Below are 18,782 nucleotides of genomic sequence, written 5' to 3'. Positions count from 1 at the left end.
TTTTTGTTTTATTTAATCAGTTTTCCTTCAAGCATTTTGATATAATATCCACCTACAACGGAACGTGCCTGGAAGCCTCTTTGATTCGGTTCGTCTGTAAATACCCAGTCGGACATCGGAACACGGTTAGGTGTAACGTTCATAAACAGATATACGGGTTCGATAAATTTCTCAAAGGTAGCTTTGTCATTTGCCAATGTAGCTGTCCACATGATCCAGTCGGTCTTTGTGTATGTTTCACGGTTATCCAACGGAAGACCATATTTATTTTGCTTCGAAAGATAGTAAGCTATTTCCGTTTCTGCAACATTTTTAGGGAAGATTTGCAGATTCAACAGTTTATCCCACACCAAGTTATACTTCTGGCTCCATGTTCCCGGTTTGTCAAATGTGAGACGATAGTGGTCACCATCATCAGCCATTTTCACCCATTCGGCAGCCATTTCTTTCGCTTTCTGTGTGTACTTTTCAGCCACGTCTTTTTTGCCCAGCATATCTGCCAGATAACCGTATGAAGCAACACCCATGATTGCTTTGATAGAAAGGTTGGCATTGTGTGCAAAGTGACCTGCAAAGTCATCGGTACAAAGTTGGTTGGCCGGATCAAGTCCGTTCTCTACCAGATAGTCTGTCCACGTAGTCAGGGTTTCCCAGTGTTTCTGTGCGTAATCTGCATTACCTTCTACCTTGGCAATGGCAGCAGCCAACACTACCATATTACCCGATTCTTCTACCGGCATATCACCGCCATAAGTCTGGCCGTTAGCCAATGGATAAGTACCGACATCATGTGCAGCAAATGGTTTCGCCCATTTTCCGCTTTCGCTATAATAGAAGATATGGTTCATGGTAGCTTTCACCAATTCCGGATTGTAGTATAAAAGCAACGGAGCTCCCGGATAAGTCAGGTCGACTGTTCCGATGGAACCATTACTGAAGTTCTCCTTAGAAAGGAATACCAAGTCGCCGTTCGGAGCCTGTACCAGTTTATGTGCAGCCAATGCCTGACGATAAGCCAATGCACAAAGTTCGGCATATTTACGTCCACCGGCAGCAGTAGCTTCTTCCATCAGTTTCTTGTCGAAAGCAGCGCTATTCTTCATTTGTGTCTTGTATTCTTTCTCTGCTTTCTGGAATTGGGAAACAATCGTTTCATTACCCTCACGGTTCCAGTAAGGACGCAGGTTATCACCAAAGTATTGGATAGAATAAATATCATCATACCCGATCAACAGATGGCCATCAGCTTTTTGTGTTTCGCCCAATGAACGTACCAAAGCCAGTTTATCATAACCGTTTGTGGTAGGAGCTTCCAGTTTATTGGCTACGAAGTTCTTGCGCAGCTCTCTGCCGTCACCGATTGCAGATGTGCTGTTTTTCTTTTCAGCTGCCAGATAGAAATGTCCCCAGTCGATACGAACATCATCACCTTTCTTCTTCAGAATCCCCTGATTGCGGCTTCCGGTACGAAGGAATAACAAATCACCATCAGTAAAATTGTCAGCAACAGACTCCTGGTGAGGTTGGTCGATTGCCCATTGCGGAGATGCTTCGAAATACAACTCTACCTGATGTTTCTGACCGTCATTGGAAGCTACTTCATAAGAAATGTAGTTGACCGGACGTGACAACAAATCCAGATTATCCATAAACATAGGAGCGGTAAATGTCAGTTTCAGATCTACCGGACCACAAGTAAATGTATAATAAGTCTGCATGGGTTGTACATCTGCAGAAGTTTGTTGCGCTGTTTGATGGAAAGAACGGTAACCGTCCAGTTCTACCAGCAATCCGAAATCCAACAGTCCGTTTCCTACCCGGTTATGACAATAACTTGCAATCAGATTTTCACCCGGTTTCAAAGAAGCTACTACTTCTTCCGACAGTTTCACCCGTTCGTTCTTTTTACAAGCATTACCTGTATCTACCACTTTGATGCCGTTGATATAAATAATAGCATCATCGTCGTGAGAGAATTCAAGATATACATTTTTTCCTGTCAAATCTTCCTGAATATCAGCTACCCGGCGTACCCAGATAAATTCTTCACCCCATTGGGTTTTAGCTGTATGTTCATTCTCCATGGTTCCGAAGGCAGCTTCGCCTTCTTTCCAGGCTTTATCATTGAATCCGATATTCTGCCATCCGTCAGCAGGTTGTTGAGTGGTATACTTTCCTGTCCAGCTACCTTGTTCGGATGTCTTTACCAAAGGACGTAGTTCCAGTTCTTCCGTTCCCATGAAACGGTAGGTTTGTCCGTCTACTTTTGCAACACCAAGTAAAGAGAAATCCTTGCCTGTCCAATGTTTTACAGGACTGTCGTATAGATTGTCCGTAGTAGACCATGCACTAGTATAAGGATCAATTGTCACCAGCGGATATGCCGGAGCACGTAATTCATTCTTCTCGTGCTGTTCTACCTGGGTCTCACAGCTACAAAATACAGAAGCTGTTCCCAGTAACAGCATCATCAGTTGTTGTTTCATAATTTAAATCACCTGTTTATTTAATCTATTTTACGCAAATTCCGTCGTTTTCTATTTATTTTTTAGCCGGAAACAAAAGCATCAATGCCGGTATACCGGAAGCAGAATAACTGTCGATTTCCGCACCTTCCGGCAACTTTTTATAGTATTCGCCTCCACATACGTTCCGTGTCTTATCTCTGTTTGCCCAACCTGTTTTGATGGTACGTTTCAGGAACGGGAGATATTGGGTTTGTCCGCAATCATACACCAACCATGCCATGTATTCCGCAAAGATGGCAGTATAGATACCCTGTTCAATACCACCTTCGAAAGGTAGCACTTTATGGTCTGCAGACATATCTTTCACTGTATAGTCTGCTGCCAGAATAGCATTGTCCAGATAACGTTTCTCTCCGGTCGCCTTATAAAGCAGTATGGACGCTCCGATAAAGGTTGCCTGGTTGTATACATGCGCTTTCCATGCGGGATTGCCATTTCCATGACGGCTATCGGCAATCTTTCCTGTTGCTTTATCCAAGAGATTTTCCACTCCCCATTCATAGATTTCTTTACCTTTGGCAAGATATTGAGCTTTCGTCTGATAATCCGGCCGTTTGTCGGTCGATTCTTTTCTATTTTCAGGTACGTTATTGTAGAGGGTTAATGCTGCAACAACTGTCGGAAAGTTGATACATGCCATCTTTCCATCACCGAATTTATTCGGTTTCGGATTTTGAATGGGTTGCCATTGCCAGAACATACCTCCGTTTTCTTTGTCATACGAACCGGTATCACCCACTTTTTCCGAGCCATACCATACCCGTTTGAAACTGGCTTCCGAGAGTTTCAGATATTCATCCACTCCAAAAAGTTCGTAGCCGCGTGCCAGGCTGATAGTCCACCACATGATGTCATCGTAGATGAACCAGCCGGTATTTTCATTGTTATCATCAAAATCGAACTGGCAATATTGCGCTTTGTTCCCTGCGAATATTTTCTCGCAGAGTGTTTTATAATAACTTGTCTTCTTTCTGTCTTTCTGTGCCTTTGCCAGTTTATAGGCATTCATTGCCATATCCCAATAAATAGGCTGACACCAGATAGCCGCTGCTCCATTGCCACGGTCAACAGCACTTGGATAGGACGAATTTGTCTTGTAAATATATTTATTGGAGTCTAGTAGTGTATTATTAAATCCTTCATAAGCTGCCCATACATCTTCGTTCATATACGCATGCTTCTTCTGGTTTGCTTTTCCTAAATTACCGACTGCCCATGTGGTAGTTGATACTCCCAATAGTAGTGTCAGAGCCAAAAGAATTTTGCTTTTCATGATAATTTATAAGTTTATAGTATTTTTCCTGTTACAAAGATTGCAGAAATAGCTGAAAAAAAACGATAATATTTATTCAATAAAGAACAAATACAGACCAAAACACTTTTCTACAATAAAAATAAAGGATTAATAAAGGGTTATTGGAGAATAATTTCCCCTTACTCTGTCCTTATGACAGAGATAAGGGGAATATTTAATCTACCTATTGAAAACTCATCCCGGTAAACAATTATTTGTTATCTGTAATGTCTGTGGATTCAATCCATTGCCAGTTATCACCAACTAATGTTGCTGTATGACCTTTCAAACCTGTAATTGTTCTGGTAGCACTTTGAGTAGGCTGATCACCTTTCACTTCAAAATCCCAGGCTTCTACCAAATTCGGATTATCGGCACTTACACCTTCTTCATTCCCCATATAAGAAGCATATACCTGATTTTCTGTCCGGTTTGTTTTCCAGATACGTATCTTCTTTATGTAACCGGAGAACCATTCGTTACGGTTTCCATTATTGTCCATCATACAGAATCCGGTCATTTTAATCTGATTGGCTATGGATTGTTTATTGATATACGTTCTCCAGGACTCACCCACACGAATGACTTCACCTTGTCTCGTACCATCAATCATGGAATAGCACTTCACATCTGTCGGAGTATCAAATCCCGGCAATCCCTTATCCCTGAAGAGGAATGCATAATGCGTCCAACGATCTTTGGTCCAGTTGTCCGACTTTTTCCATCCCGGTTCCCATTCTTGTGGATTTGTGTGATTATTATCTTGCCAGTGAGCAACCATTGTTCTCAACAATCCCTTTGTACGATCCTGGGCACGCCATCCGCTCCAATGAGGATCGTTTGTCATGGTAGAAAGGAAAGTACAGTTGTCTTCTCCCTGCTTATTGCAATATTCTTTAATATTCACCCAAAGTTCAATCGTAAATGCCTGATTGTCATCCTCTCCAAACTTCACATAATCCTCGCTATAACCAAAGTCTATATAAGAACCGGCATTTCCGTCTACAAACAGATTCCAGGTAATCTGACTGTTATCCGGCCATGCAGAATCTTCGACTTCTTCTACTTTCTTATCGGCAGCAGCAATAGCCTCATCATAAATCTCCTGCGTCATATCTGTGATGGAACCGGATTTGATTCTTTCAGCCAGACTTTCCAAGTCTTTAGCTGCACTCTCCAAAACCGACTTATTTTCTACCGGATATTGTCCCTGATGATTTCCCCACTTCGTTTCATCATTAACGATTGCAAGTATTTCATCCGCCTTAGCCAGTAAATTATTGATATATTGCTGTGCTTCCGGAGACAGATTATAATATTTTGAATTTTTAAACTCGTCAATCGCTTGATTTACCTTTGCTACAGCAGCTTCCAAAGTTGTTTCATCCAGTTCTTCGCCAGCTTCTACCCGTGTTATCAGTGCATCCAACTCGGTAATAGCAGCATTTAATATATCCTTTCCGGTTTCAGGATATGTTCCGGGAGCAGTTCCGTAGGTTGAATTTTTCAATAAATAGTTCAATGACGTACGACTTTCCCGTAAGATACTTAATTGTGTATCTGTTATATACTCGTCTTCAATATCGTCACAAGCGGTAAATATCCCTGCCAGACTAGAAATCAGGAGGAAAGAGAGGAGCATTGCTCCCTCTCTCCATTTATTAGTTAAACATTTCATGTTTTTCATCGTTTTTACATTATTATTCAACAATACGTTGCCACTCGTAAGTACCGATAATCTTAGCAGTATGACGGCCTGTCAGGTCTATTACTTCATTACCCGAACCGGAAGGTTTGGTCATGAAATCCCATGCTGCCGCCAAGTCTGCTTCTTTACCCGTCACTTCAGCCGTTCCATTATAAGAATTCTGAACATATTCGTTATCCTTTGCGCTTTTCCAGATACGGATTTTCTTCATATAACCGGCAAAGCCTTCTTCAAACAGATTATCACTGGTACGCATATAACGTCCGAAAGCGGTCATCGGTGCATTATAGTTGGCATAGTTGCTCGAATTATAGAACCTGTTACCCACGCTTCCCTCGGTTGTTTTCACTTCTCCGTTCACATACAATTTCGCACGAAGCTCCGGACTGCCCGGCAAGCCTTTATCACTGTACACAAACAAGAAATGTTGCCATTCTCCATCTTCCGGTGCCTTTAGTGACGGTTCACAGATATTTCCTCCTGTTTCGCCCCAAGTTGCACGATAAATACCACCGTCTGCATTACGCCAATACATCATCCAGCCATTACGCCATCCGTCACCGCCCATATAAGTTGACAGGAACACATTCTGGTCTTTTCCACCACCTTTGGTTACTTTCACCCAAAACTCAACAGTAAAGGCTTGATTTCCTTCGGTTCCGAAATTGACATATTCTTCGCTACGTCCGAAATCGATATAAGAACCACCATCACCACGTCCGTCCACAAACAGTTCAGCCGGTGTTGTTTCAGCGTCTTCTGTACGGATCGTACTCTTGAACTGTTCTATAGACGCCTTGGCTTCTGCCACATAGCGTTGTTTCTCACTTTCCGACGGAGAGGGTTGCTGATATTTGATTAAAAGTACCGCACGATTGGCATCATCTATCGCATCTGTCAGAATTGCCCGGCTTTCGGTGGGGTACTGTCCTTTCTTATCTCCGTAGTCTGAATTTTGCTGCAAATCGGTCATTTCAGCAATCAATGCATCCAGTTGGTCGATATAGGTATCTTCTATTTCAGGAGCCGCAGTATACTCGTCATGCGTTTCTTCAGAACAAGCCGCCAATTGAAGTGTCAGTACCATGCATAACACATAATACCACATTTTCCAATTTGAATATTTCGTATTCATTATTCTTCTTTTTTATGGGTTACAATTATTTATCTGCCGGAAACAACAACATCAATGCCGGTATTCCGGATGCACTATAGCTGTCAATAGTAGCGCCTTCTATCTGTGCCTTATGATATTCGCCACCACACAAATTACGTGTCCGGTCGCGATTAGCCCAGCCGTAATTAATGTTACGTTTCAAGAACGGTACGTACTGGGTCTGGCCACCATTCACCAGCATGGCCATGTATTCCGCAAAGATAGCGGTATAAATACCCTGTTCCACGCCACTCTCGAACGGCAGTAAATCGTACGTTTCGGACATGGTATTCATTGTATAGTCAGCTCCTAAAATTGCATTGTCCAAATATGTTTTCTCACCGGTAGCTTTATAAAGCAATAACGAAGCTCCGATAAAAGTGGCCTGATTGTATACATGGTCCGACCATGCCGGATTGCCTTCACCATGCTTGCTGTCGGCAACCTCTCCGGTATTGCTGTCTACCAGATTCTTCACAGCCCATTCATAGATTTCTTTTCCTTTTGCCAGATAAGCTTCCTTCGTTTCATAATGCGGACGGGTAAAATCACCGTACTTATTACTCCAGCTTTCCGGATTCGGATCAGCCACACGATCGGTAGGAACGTTATTGTAAAGGGTCAATGCAGCTACCACAGTCGGGAAATTAATACAAGCCATCTTACCATCACCGGCAGCATTTTCATTCGGATTGCCGATAGGCTGCCATTGCCAGAACATACCTCCACCCAAATTCTTTTCAGGATCTGCATAAGAACCCGTATCACCTACGCGGGGAGAACCGTACCATACACGTGCAAAACTTGCTTCTGCCAAACTGCGATACTCTTCCACTTTAAATAATTCGTAAGCACGTGCCAAAGTAATGGTCCACCACTGTATATCATCATAGATAAACCAGCCGGTATTCTCATTATTATCGTCGAAATCAAAGTTTACATAATGTGCTTTATTTCCGGCAAACAAATCATCACACAACTGCTTGTATTTGTTTTCTCTTTCTGTATCTCCTTCCGCTTTTGCACGTTTATATGCGTTCATGGCCATATCCCAATAGATCGGCTGGCACCAGATCGCAGCAGCTCCGTTATTACGGTCGGTAGCAGCAGTATAAGCGGTACTTGTTTTATAAATGTTCTTATCGGGATCCAGCAAGTTATCATTAAATGCTTCATAGGCAGTCCAGGTATCCGCATTGGTATACTCCGGTACAATCTCGTAATCCGGGGTATATGGCTTTGCCTGTTTATCCTCATTGCAAGAGGACATACAAAGGACACCGGACATGAGACAAACTGCAGAGAAAATATATTGTTTCATCATAATTTCTATTTTATAATCAGTATTTAGAATCCTGTATTCTGAACCAAGTTTTTATCAATATCAATTTCGCCCTGTGGTATAGGGAAGAAGTACTGACGGTCAAAAATACGCTTCACAATCTCCGTACGTTTGAAGAATTCATTTCCGTCATAATTGACATTCATACCGTGAATTGCTTTGTTGAAATACTCATTTACCAATCCCCAGCGACGTACATCAAAATAACGGCAGTTTTCGAAACTCAACTCAATGCGTTTCTCCTTACGAATCAGCTCCATGACTTCTTCCGTTGTAGTCGGTTTAGGCAGATTGACTGTTTCACCGTATCCCGGAATACCCGCACGCTTACGGATCATGTTCATATATGTCCAGATGTCTTCATGAGTCGGGCTGACATGTGCAAGCGCTTCGATATAGTCAAAATAAATATTAGTCAGACGCAAGAGCACACAAACCAAGTTCTGGTTACGATCGCCGGAATCCATTCCTTTACGCACCAAATAGCCTGTACTTGTATAGTCATTGCTACCTTGTTCTTTACCACAACTTCCGCTATAAGTGAAATCTACTATATAATCGCCTTCTGTTCCATCAAACCATTTTGAATTACTAAAGGTAATGTCTACATAAAAACGAGGTTCACGATTAACATACATCATTCTGGTTCCTGTCGGTGCATATAAGGTACCGTCTGTTCCTTTGTATTCTGTTGTAGAAACTCCCTCTTCTACATAATCGGATTTTTCGTTGATAATCGGAGTGACTCCGTCAGCACTATAACCGGAAATAGGAGATTCTCCGTTTGACATGAAATAGGCATCTACCATTTCTTGGGTTGCTCCCAACAAGCTACCACCTCTATAGTTGGTCGTATTACCGGATCTATTCGGCATACGGTCGTACTGCATGGTTCCGGCAGCATTATCCAAACGATAGAAAATCATTTCTTTATTGTTACCCATTTCAGAAAACAGGGTTCTTACTGCACGGCGATAAGATTCTGTCGGGCTGAAGCCTTCCAAGTCCGGACCGGAAACAGAAACACCGTCCTTATTGGTATACATCAAATGATAACGACTTCCGTAATTAGAGAAGAAAGTGTTACATTCATTAATCACTTTCTGCCAATTGGCACGTTTGGTAGCTTCGTCCGGTTTGTTAGGGAACAGCTTTGTTCCGTCCGTATTAGCCAAGTCAGAATAGTAATTGCACTCTCCATTAAATAACCAGCTGGCACGATAAGTCAATGCCTCGATGATAAACGCCTGTGCAATCGCCTTATCAATACGGCCATATCCGGACACTTTGTCGGTAGAAGCATCGTCCAGTAAACCATCGTTTTGCGCACCTTTCAACTCTGATACGATAAAATCGAAACACTCGTCTACCGTATTACGCGGGAGTTGCAACTCATCACTCGGAGTATCCATCGGGAAGTCCTTTTCAAGCAAAGGAACCGGGCCATAAGTACGTACTAGATAAAAATAGTAGATCGCCCGCAAAGCTCTTGCTTCCGCTTTCCATTGATTTCTTTCTGTAACAGTCAGCGGTGCCTGATCTACATTTTCTGTAAATACTGCCGCTTCATGAATACCTGAAAACCAGCTCTTCCAGCGATACAATACCATCGTTCCTTCCGTCGCATCGATAGAGTTGTTATTTATCAATTTCCCTTTATTGTCATTTGTCCACTCTGCTTCGTCGCTGGAGCCTGTCCAAGGACCGGGAGTACGGTACAGACTTGTTTCATGCACCTGACGTTGGTTAAATTCATCCGGTAAGAATGTGTATACGTTCGAAAGATACCGCAAGGCTCCATCTCTGGTTGTGAAAATCTCCTTGAGTGATAAACGGTCATCAGGCACCTGGTCAAAATAGTCATTACAAGATGTCGTCAAGAGACACGCCAGCAAACTAACGATTATATAATTATATTTTTTCATTATCTTTTTGTTTAGAATGTGAAATTAATACCAACTGAATAAGAAGTCGTATTCGGATAAGAAGCACCATTATCGGTATTCAACTCCGGATCCCACAATTTGAAACGGCTCAAAGTGAACAGGTTAGTTCCCATTACATATACAGCCGCATTCTTCAGATGAACTTTATTCACCCAGGGTTTAGGCAGATTATAAGAAATCTGCAATGTCTTCAAACGCAGGAAGTTCATGTTACGCACCCACCAGGTACTTTTCTGGAAGTTATTAATATTACTGGTTGTTTCACTTCCATAAGACAAACGCGGATAAAAGGCATTCTGATCCGGATTGTCCTCTGTCCAACGGTCGCCAATATTAGAGTAAAGGTTACCACTACCACCACCGCCATTAAACGGATTAACACTGCTACCATTCAAAACACGTTCGGCTCCTGCTACGCCCTGGAACATCATACCCACAGACAAGTCTTTCCAACCTATTGTAAATCCGAAACCATAGACAGTTGTCGGCACATCACCACGAGAAATGTAAGTCTGGTCGTATGCGTCTATCTGACCGTCATTGTTTAAATCCTTGTATTTGATATCTCCGGCTTTCACTGTTCCAAACTGTGATGCAAACGGTTTGGGAGTAATGGCTTTATTGGCATCCGACAAAGATTCCCAGCGTGCCATATCATCTATTTCAGCTTGAGTGAACAGCCCCTCGGCAACATATCCTTTCACTCCATTGATGTTGTGCCCATATTGGTTCATCCATTCGTATTTCTGTTCCGGCAATTCTCCCTGAATCCATTTATCCTTATTAAAGGTGACATTACCACGAAGCGCAATTACCCAGTCTTTATTGATACGCTTGTTATACTCGATCGTTCCATCAAATCCTTTATTTTCTATGATACCGATGTTTCCGTAAGGAGCAGATGTGTTGTATCCCAAGAATGAAGGTATAGAATGTTCACGCTTCAACAAGATGTTTTCACGACGTTCTTTAAACAAGTCGAATACAATAGACAGATCGTCATTAAATAGCTTAAGGTCAATACCCAGGTCTTGTTTGCGAGATTCTTCCCAAATCAGGTCAACAGCCATATTCACTGTTTCATAACCGGACCACTTAGTTCCATTCGGTCCGAATTTATAACCATAGTCTCCATTTTCTTTCATCTGATCCAGATACATGAAACGACGGTCGGAAACTTCGCTATTACCCACTTTACCATCCGTATAACGTATCTTCAAGAAAGAAACTGCCTTCGACAGAGGTTGCCAGAATTTCTCATTTGAAACAACCCATCCTACACCAAATGCAGGGAAAGTTCCGAAACGATGTTTAGGCGAAAAGTTCTCGGCACCGTTATAACCGATGTTGAACTCTGCGAAGTAACGGTCTTTCCATGAATAAGTGGCACGACCGGCAATACCCATCATACGATATGGAATCGCATCTTCCAATGTCCCTTTCGGATATAATAGTTTGGATTGCTGATTGAACAGGAATAACGCACTAACACGATGATCGTCGTTGAATGTCCGGTCATAGTTCAAGGAAGCCTCCAAATAGGTCTTTTTGTTACCACTCGTTTCCTGTTTATAGCTTAACACGTTACTTCCTTCATAAATACGTTGCAGAATAGGTTGTCCATTCATATCGTAAGGAACACTAGTGTCCAGGAAGTTGTAGGTAGACTCTGCACGGTCCTGATGTACATGTATCTCATTGTATACGTCGAATGCATACATAGCAGTCAGTTTCAGTCCTTTCGTAAGCATATCCAAATCCTGTGTGACGCGCAAATTAGAGTAAATCTGATTTTTCGTCAGGTTGTCATAACCACGACGTGTAGCCTGTGAATAAGGGTTGTTAAAGTTATTATTGGTTGAAGTTCCCGGCACAAAGGCTTCTCCATTAACAAAGAACATCTTCGGATATTCAACCGGTGAGATAGACATTGCCGCATTATACAAATCGGCAGAAGAGATGGCCGGATAGTTTCCTTCTCCCAGATAACCTTGCGCACCGATCTCGACCTTAGTAGTAGGAGTTACGTCGATATTCAAATTGGTAGTAAAGTTATAACGGCTATATTTCATTTTAGAATCATAGGTGTCGATATTCTTATCAGTCACCGTCATACCTGTCTCATTAAAGTAGCTGACTGATGCATAATAAGCGACTTTCTCGCTACCACCGCGTACATTTACATTCACACGGCGATTATGTCCCCAATCATTAAAGATTTCTTTCAACCAATCCACATTCGGATATAGATAAGGATCCTTACCAGCAATCGTGTTACGTATCTGATCTTCTGTATATTTCGTAGCAATACCGTCATTACGCATTGCCTCGTTGGCTGCATTCATATAAGTGATACCATCTGCCAAATCAACCATCTTCGTGAAACGGGTAAACGATTCATAATAATCCGCGCTCACTGTCGGTTTTCCTACCTTTCCCGGTTTGGTTTTAATCAAAATTACGCCATTGGCACCACGTACACCATACACAGCTGTTGCTGATGCATCTTTCAGCGTTGTCAACGATTCAATATCTTCCGGATCGATGTCATTGAACGAACGTTCCACTCCATCCACCAATACTAGCGGAGAAGAAGTGTTGGGAGTGGAAATACCACGAATCCAGATATCAGCAGCATCTTTTCCCGGTTCTCCTGTACGTTGTACAGCCACAACACCCGCCAAACGACCTGCCAATGTAGTTGTTAAACTGGCAGAAGGCGTCTTAATATCTTCCATCTTCATGGAAGACTGTGCACCGATATTACTTATTTTACGCTGGGTACCATAACCCACAATAACAGTCTCTTCCAATTCGTTGACCTGTTCTTCCAAGGTGACATCATAAATGTTGGTCGAAGCATTGGTTCGTATTTCAGAAGTTTTAAACCCGATATAGGTAAATTTAAGCACTACGCTCTTCTTGGTTACGAATATCTCATACAAACCATCCATATTTGTAATCGAACCGTTTGCATCTCCATCCACAGTAACGTTGACCCCAATAAGCGGCTCTCCTTTTATATCAGTGACACGTCCGGATATTTTCCGCTTATTCTGTTGCTGTTCGGTTGAAGCAGGGGCTTTTCCGGAAATAAATATTTGCCTGTCAGAGATCCGATAAGTACACGAAGTACCTTCGAAAAGTTCAGAAAGGATTTCTTCTATATTTTTATTCTTACTGTCGATAGATACCTTACGTTCTAAGTTGACAGCGTCATCTAAATAGAAGAAAACAAATTGACTACTTTTCTCTATTGTTTTAAGCACTTCTCTCAACGTCGAGTTACTCATGCTGACCGAAAGGGTCTTAAATTGAGAATAATTGTTGTAACTTGCGAAAGAGTAGTCTATTCCGAGAAGTAAAAAGCACAGGAATAGCCCGAGAACCTTACTCTTTCGTTCTCTAATTGCATTTTTCATATTAAACATGTTAAAAATTTCTCATAATATTATTTTCTGTATATAAACATTCATAGGCACACAAGTCCCATCTGGATGATAGTTCGTATCATCCACTCTCTTCAATAATTACCATAAAATACGGGAGTTAGATTAGTTTATTATCTTATTTTTTATATCTATTTCTTTACTACTCGATACGTTTTATATTGTTCATCATAGGCATAAGAAATTGGTGCAACAAAGGTTAATCCATTAATAACTGTTTCAAAGTTGTCTTTCAAATCGATTTTTCCGGAACATTTTATTTTACTTAGCGCTGGGTCAAATTCAACATTCACACCATAATAGGTAGACAGGCGTTGCAAGACTATTCCCAAATCGGCACTTTGGAAACAATAGAGTCCATTTATCCACGATATTGCCTGTTCTACATCTACTTGTGATATATTTTCCTTTCCATCGGCAGAACTGAACATCTGATTAGGAGCCAAAATCGCTTTCGGAGTCCGGGCTGTCTCTACCTGAACACATCCTTGCGCCAGCACTACACTTCTAATTGCTTCCGACTCATACGCCGTTACATTAAATTTAGTACCAAGCACCCTGACATTCATATCTTTGGTCCGCACATAGAAAGGGCGGTTTTCATCTCTGGCTACTTCTATGTAGATTTCTCCGTCCACATAGATTTCACGTTTATCTTTTTCAAACTCTACCGGATAAATCACTCTCGTGCCGGCATTCACCCAGACTTTAGATCCATCGGCAAACGTCAACACCGATCGCTTTCCACGCGGAATGACCAATTGATTGTAAGCTGCCGATTTTTCCTTTTGTATACTTTCCTGATTTGTTTTGATTTCTACGGAATCATACGTAATCTCCGTTTCTTTTTCTTTCAGGCTCACTACGTTATCTTCCGCCAAAATCAACAGTGTTTCTTCCGTCAGAGGCAAATCAGCTTTGGTATTCACTGCAAAGGTGGCAATATCCGGATCCAGCACCGAAGAATAACTCTTTAATAAGAAGAAACATCCCACGAGAATAGCAACACTGGCCGCCGAGCTCAATCCTATTAAGAAATAGTTCTTACGTTTCGCCTTCTCCTTATTTATATTGGTTGCCTGTATACGAATCCATAAATCATCCGTTTCCTCGTTTGAAAGTACTTCTTCTTTCTCTTTTGAAAAAACCTCCAAATATCTTTTTGCTGCTATATATTCATCTATATTAGAAGGATTCATCTGTTCAAATTCATCCCAGAACTTCTGTGTTTCTTCCGTAGGATGATTCATGGAAGAAATAAAGAAATCATTCTGAAGGAATTCTTCAAAAGTATATAGGGAAAAATCTGTATGTTTTTGTTCAGAGTTCATCATTTTCATTGTCTTTACGTATGAATAACAGTTGTACTTTCATTTTATACTCACCTTTTCCGAAGTTTTTTCCACTTTTTTTTGATAGGCAGGAAAAATAGGTTGATTATTCTCTCTTATTTTCTCTTAAATAAGTCCCGGATACGTCCCAAAGCCCGTTGAATGGAGTTAGAAACAGATTGATTATTCATGTCTGTCACCTTACTTATTTCATCGATACTCATCTCTTTGATATATCGATAATAAATAATTTCACGCTGTCTGTCCGTCAATACAGACATCATAGTATGCACGGTTGCCTGAACTTGTTTTTCCTGTTCATTATTAATATATATAGTTTCCGGAGTGGAGGGGGATTCGTCAACCGTCTCTTCTCTCTCACCTATTTCATCAAACGAAAGAGAATCTGTTGTTTTTTTTAGCGCATTAAAAAGAGTGTTTTTCAACGCTACCGTCAAATAAGCTGCAATATTATCTGTTGGGGCTAACTTTGCACGATTCATGTGAATTTTCACAAACACATCATGTATGCAATCTTTAATTAATTCTTTGTCTGAAGTATATAATAGTCCGAATCGAAACAGATCTTGCACCGTTCGATTATAGATTTGGGTATACGCACTCGAATCTCCCTCGAGAAACCTTTTCCACAAAAGGGAGTCGGAAAGAGTGTGTATATCTAAGTTCATTATAATAAGTATGTTTGATTTACAAGGACAAAAATAAAACAATAAATCAAAAAAAGCCCATCTTTATTAAAATATTAATTATGGATGGGCTGAACTTTTCAGATTTTACTTCAATGGGCTTGCCTTTACTCCCTCGAAAGTCATCTTTATGGGTTTTATTTTTCCATCTTTATCAAAGTACATACGGTCAACGCAGGTCACACGAGCGTTTCCATCCGTTTCACCCAATGGATGGCGATGATAAATGATGTACCATTCATCCTCTCCCGGCCCTTTTACAACTGAATGATGACCGGCACCTGTTCCAATTTTGGGATCTCTCTGTAATATTTTTGCTTCTCTTTTGAAGGGTCCGAACGGTGAGTCGGCAATGGCATAAGCAACACAATAATCTGGTCCGGTCCAACCGCCTTCTGACCACATAAAATAGTATTTTCCGTTACGTTTCAACATAAAAGGTCCCTCTACATATTTTTCGGGGGTTACTTCCTTATAAAGGGTATCATCTTCAAACGGTACGATACTCAACAAGTCCGGGGCCAGTTTCACCATATTACAATGTCCCCAGCCACCATAATACATATAATACTGTCCGTCATCGTCTTTGTAAACAAACTGATCGATCGGTTGCGCACCATTTACAAATTTATCAATCAGAGGTTTGCCTAACGCATCTTTAAATGGTCCGGCAGGATTGTCGGCCACAGCTACACCAATACCGCCCAGTTCATTATTGCTTTGGATATCATTCGCACCGAAGAATATATAATATTTATCATTCGCATGAATCACGGCAGGTGCCCACAAAGCACGTTCAAACCAACTAATATTCTCTTTTGATAACACTTTCGGGTGCTTTGTCCAATTCACCAGGTCTTTAGACGAAAAAGCATCCATGAAGGTTTGTTCATCATAAGGTGCTGAATACGTAGGATAAATCCAGTATTCATCTCCAAATACAACTCCTTCCGGATCGGCATACCATCCCGGAAATACAGGATTACCACTCGTCTTCGGTTGTTGATTGGCTTTTTGTCCAAATACAGACTGGGAACAGCAAATAACACTAAGAAGAATAAGGTGCTTCAGTTTCATACAATATCAATTTTAAAGTTCGTGCCACAAAGATGAGAAAAAACAACTAGAAATTCAATAAATACAAACCAATTAAGGATAAATACTAACCAATCTGCAAAAAAAGATGGTTTATCAAAATTTCACATTTCCTTTAAAACGTCTTATTGGCAGAAATTTTTCATAAAAAGAAAATCTCTTTTATCATCAACCATTCTACTAATTTATATATCATATAATTCCAATGATATTTTATCTAACAAAGGGACAATGCTGACTATTCCTTTAGCTATTTCTTCTATCCGTGTATATAATGAAGAGAATTTGCTATTTATTGAGCAGAAAATATTCTTCTTTTTTTCTATTTTTTCCGTTCTTTGTAACATTCCTCACAAAGGAATAAAATCATTAATCTAACACAAGAAACATTTATCATGAAAAAGAATTTTCTAACAATACTGTTTGTATTGGCTCTATGCAGTTCGACTTTTGCTCAATGGAAACCTGCCGGTGACAAAATCAAGACATCGTGGGGAGAACAGCTTGATCCTAAAAACGTATTACCGGAATATCCGCGTCCTATCATGGAACGCAGTGACTGGAAAAACCTGAACGGGCTTTGGAAATATGCAATCACTCCCAAAGGTACTCCTGCACCTGCCGCTTACCAGGGTGATATTCTTGTTCCTTTTGCCGTAGAATCGTCTTTATCAGGCGTAGGCAAAATGATAAACGAGAAAGAAGAACTGTGGTACCAACGTACTTTCGACATTCCTTCTGCCTGGCGTGGTAAACAAATCCTGTTGCATTTCGGTGCGGTAGACTGGAAAGCAGAAGTTTGGGTGAATGATGTAAAAGTAGGCGAACACACAGGTGGATTCACTCCTTTCTATTTCGATATTACTTCTGTACTTAATAAAGGAAATAATGACTTGGTAGTAAAAGTATGGGACCCTTCAGATCGTGGCGAACAACCCAGAGGAAAGCAAATAGCAAATCCTCATGGCATTTGGTACACTCCGGTTACAGGTATCTGGCAAACAGTGTGGTTGGAACCGGTAGCAACACAATACATCACTAATCTGAAAACTACTCCTAATATTGACAATAATTCTGTTAAGGTAGAAGTTGCTGCCAATACGACCTCTGCAGACAAAGTAGAAGTAAAAGTATTCGATGGCAAGAACCTTGTAGCCAAAGGTGCAGCGTTGAACGGAGTACCTGTTGAACTGGCAATGCCTGCTAATGCTAAACTGTGGTCTCCGGACTCTCCTTTCCTCTACAACATGGAAGTGACTCTGTATAAAGACGGAAAAGCAATAGACCAGGTAAAGAGTTATACGGCTATGCGTAAATATTCTATCCGCAAAGGTCAGAATGGCATCACTCGCCTGCAATTGAACAACAAAGACTATTTCCAGTTCGGTCCGCTCGACCAGGGATGGTGGCCTGACGGTTTGTATACTGCACCGACAGATGAAGCATTGGTTTATGACTTGAAGAAGACGAAAGACTTCGGCTACAACATGGTACGTAAGCACGTCAAAGTAGAACCTGCACGCTGGTACACTCATTGCGACCAATTAGGATTGATCGTATGGCAAGATATGCCGAACGGTGGTCCTAGCCCACAGTGGCAGGCACGCAACTATTTCAACGGTACGGAAGTGATTCGTTCTGCTGCTTCTGAAGCTAACTACTGCAAAGAGTGGAAAGAAATCATCGACTGTCTGTATTCTTATCCGAGTATCGCCGTATGGGTTCCTTTCAATGAAGCATGGGGACAATTCAAGACTCCGGAAATCGTAGCATGGACCAAAGAATACGATCCTAGCCGCCTAGTGAATCCTGCCAGTGGTGGTAATCACTATACTTGTGGCGATATTCTCGACCTTCACCACTATCCGGGCCCGAACATGTTCCTTTACGATCCGAGACGCGCCACCGTATTGGGTGAATATGGAGGTATCGGCTTGGTAGTAGAAGGAAACACTTGGGTGAATGACAAGAAAAACTGGGGTTATGTGAAGTTCAATACATCGGACGAAGTAACGAACGAATACATTAAATATGGCAAACATCTGTTGGAATTGATCCAGAAAGGATTCTCTGCTGCCGTATATACCCAGACAACAGACGTAGAAGGTGAAATCAACGGTCTGATGACTTATGACCGTAAAGTTATCAAGATGAATGAAGCTAAAGTCAGAGAAATCAACCAACAGATCTGTAACTCTCTGAATAAATAATAAATAGAATAATACT

Annotated in this window: 11 protein-coding genes; 1 reads left to right on the top strand and 10 read right to left on the bottom strand. The window is 41.3% G+C overall.

Annotation, left to right across the window (positions count from 1 at the left end; all coding sequences use genetic code 11):
* Positions 1-8: 8 nt before the first annotated feature.
* The 10 genes from HMPREF0106_RS19130 to HMPREF0106_RS19175 all read right to left on the bottom strand — a co-directional run bounded on the left by HMPREF0106_RS19130 (position 9) and on the right by HMPREF0106_RS19175 (position 16,538).
* On the bottom strand, positions 9-2,486 hold the full coding sequence (locus HMPREF0106_RS19130) for a glutaminase domain-containing protein (RefSeq protein WP_009039174.1): 2,478 nt from the start codon (positions 2,484-2,486) through the stop codon (positions 9-11).
* Positions 2,487-2,541: 55 nt separating this feature from the next.
* Complete coding sequence (locus tag HMPREF0106_RS19135) at positions 2,542-3,801, bottom strand: glycoside hydrolase family 76 protein (RefSeq protein WP_009039173.1); 1,260 nt, start codon at positions 3,799-3,801, stop codon at positions 2,542-2,544.
* A 232-nt stretch (positions 3,802-4,033) separates the two neighbouring features.
* Entirely contained in the window at positions 4,034-5,500 is a 1,467-nt protein-coding gene (locus HMPREF0106_RS19140; RefSeq protein ID WP_008024233.1) for a DUF4972 domain-containing protein, read from the bottom strand.
* Positions 5,501-5,522: 22 nt separating this feature from the next.
* On the bottom strand, positions 5,523-6,665 hold the full coding sequence (locus tag HMPREF0106_RS19145) for a DUF4972 domain-containing protein (protein ID WP_008642816.1): 1,143 nt from the start codon (positions 6,663-6,665) through the stop codon (positions 5,523-5,525).
* 25 nt (positions 6,666-6,690) lie between these two features.
* The gene (locus HMPREF0106_RS19150) at positions 6,691-8,010 is read right to left on the bottom strand and encodes a glycoside hydrolase family 76 protein (RefSeq protein ID WP_009039171.1); all 1,320 of its coding nucleotides are present in this window, start codon (positions 8,008-8,010) and stop codon (positions 6,691-6,693) included.
* Between the two features lie 23 nt (positions 8,011-8,033).
* Complete coding sequence (locus HMPREF0106_RS19155) at positions 8,034-9,953, bottom strand: RagB/SusD family nutrient uptake outer membrane protein (protein WP_009039170.1); 1,920 nt, start codon at positions 9,951-9,953, stop codon at positions 8,034-8,036.
* Between the two features lie 11 nt (positions 9,954-9,964).
* A complete protein-coding gene (locus HMPREF0106_RS19160; RefSeq protein ID WP_008642811.1) occupies positions 9,965-13,396 on the bottom strand; it encodes a TonB-dependent receptor in 3,432 nt (1,143 codons plus the stop codon).
* A 158-nt stretch (positions 13,397-13,554) separates the two neighbouring features.
* Positions 13,555-14,757, bottom strand: a complete 1,203-nt coding sequence (locus tag HMPREF0106_RS19165) for a FecR family protein (protein ID WP_008642810.1) — start codon at positions 14,755-14,757, stop codon at positions 13,555-13,557.
* A 113-nt stretch (positions 14,758-14,870) separates the two neighbouring features.
* Positions 14,871-15,443 carry an RNA polymerase sigma factor gene (locus tag HMPREF0106_RS19170; protein ID WP_008642808.1) on the bottom strand — a complete coding sequence of 191 codons (573 nt, stop codon included), beginning with the start codon at positions 15,441-15,443 and terminating at the stop codon, positions 14,871-14,873.
* A 105-nt stretch (positions 15,444-15,548) separates the two neighbouring features.
* Positions 15,549-16,538: a glycoside hydrolase family 43 protein gene (locus HMPREF0106_RS19175; protein WP_009039167.1), complete on the bottom strand. Its 990-nt coding sequence runs from the start codon at positions 16,536-16,538 to the stop codon at positions 15,549-15,551.
* Between the two features lie 413 nt (positions 16,539-16,951).
* Between HMPREF0106_RS19175 and HMPREF0106_RS19180 the strand changes: the two genes are divergently transcribed.
* Positions 16,952-18,766: a glycoside hydrolase family 2 protein gene (locus tag HMPREF0106_RS19180; RefSeq protein ID WP_008642803.1), complete on the top strand. Its 1,815-nt coding sequence runs from the start codon at positions 16,952-16,954 to the stop codon at positions 18,764-18,766.
* Positions 18,767-18,782: the final 16 nt, after the last annotated feature.

Origin of the sequence: Bacteroides sp. D22, assembly GCF_000163675.1 — a bacterium.
GTDB classification, from domain to species: domain Bacteria; phylum Bacteroidota; class Bacteroidia; order Bacteroidales; family Bacteroidaceae; genus Bacteroides; species Bacteroides xylanisolvens.
This window is presented reverse-complemented; position numbering and strand designations above follow the sequence as displayed.

Excerpts from the sequence above, each read along its gene's own strand:
- HMPREF0106_RS19155 (WP_009039170.1), bottom strand. The coding sequence starts at position 9,953 with ATGAAAAAATATAATTATATAATCGTTAGTTTGCTGGCGTGTCTCTTG.
- HMPREF0106_RS19130 (WP_009039174.1), bottom strand. The coding sequence starts at position 2,486 with ATGAAACAACAACTGATGATGCTGTTACTGGGAACAGCTTCTGTATTT.
- HMPREF0106_RS19150 (WP_009039171.1), bottom strand. The coding sequence starts at position 8,010 with ATGATGAAACAATATATTTTCTCTGCAGTTTGTCTCATGTCCGGTGTC.
- HMPREF0106_RS19135 (WP_009039173.1), bottom strand. The coding sequence starts at position 3,801 with ATGAAAAGCAAAATTCTTTTGGCTCTGACACTACTATTGGGAGTATCA.
- HMPREF0106_RS19175 (WP_009039167.1), bottom strand. The coding sequence starts at position 16,538 with ATGAAACTGAAGCACCTTATTCTTCTTAGTGTTATTTGCTGTTCCCAG.
- HMPREF0106_RS19170 (WP_008642808.1), bottom strand. The coding sequence starts at position 15,443 with ATGAACTTAGATATACACACTCTTTCCGACTCCCTTTTGTGGAAAAGG.
- HMPREF0106_RS19140 (WP_008024233.1), bottom strand. The coding sequence starts at position 5,500 with ATGAAATGTTTAACTAATAAATGGAGAGAGGGAGCAATGCTCCTCTCT.
- HMPREF0106_RS19165 (WP_008642810.1), bottom strand. The coding sequence starts at position 14,757 with ATGATGAACTCTGAACAAAAACATACAGATTTTTCCCTATATACTTTT.
- HMPREF0106_RS19145 (WP_008642816.1), bottom strand. The coding sequence starts at position 6,665 with ATGAATACGAAATATTCAAATTGGAAAATGTGGTATTATGTGTTATGC.
- HMPREF0106_RS19180 (WP_008642803.1), top strand. The coding sequence starts at position 16,952 with ATGAAAAAGAATTTTCTAACAATACTGTTTGTATTGGCTCTATGCAGT.
- HMPREF0106_RS19160 (WP_008642811.1), bottom strand. The coding sequence starts at position 13,396 with ATGAAAAATGCAATTAGAGAACGAAAGAGTAAGGTTCTCGGGCTATTC.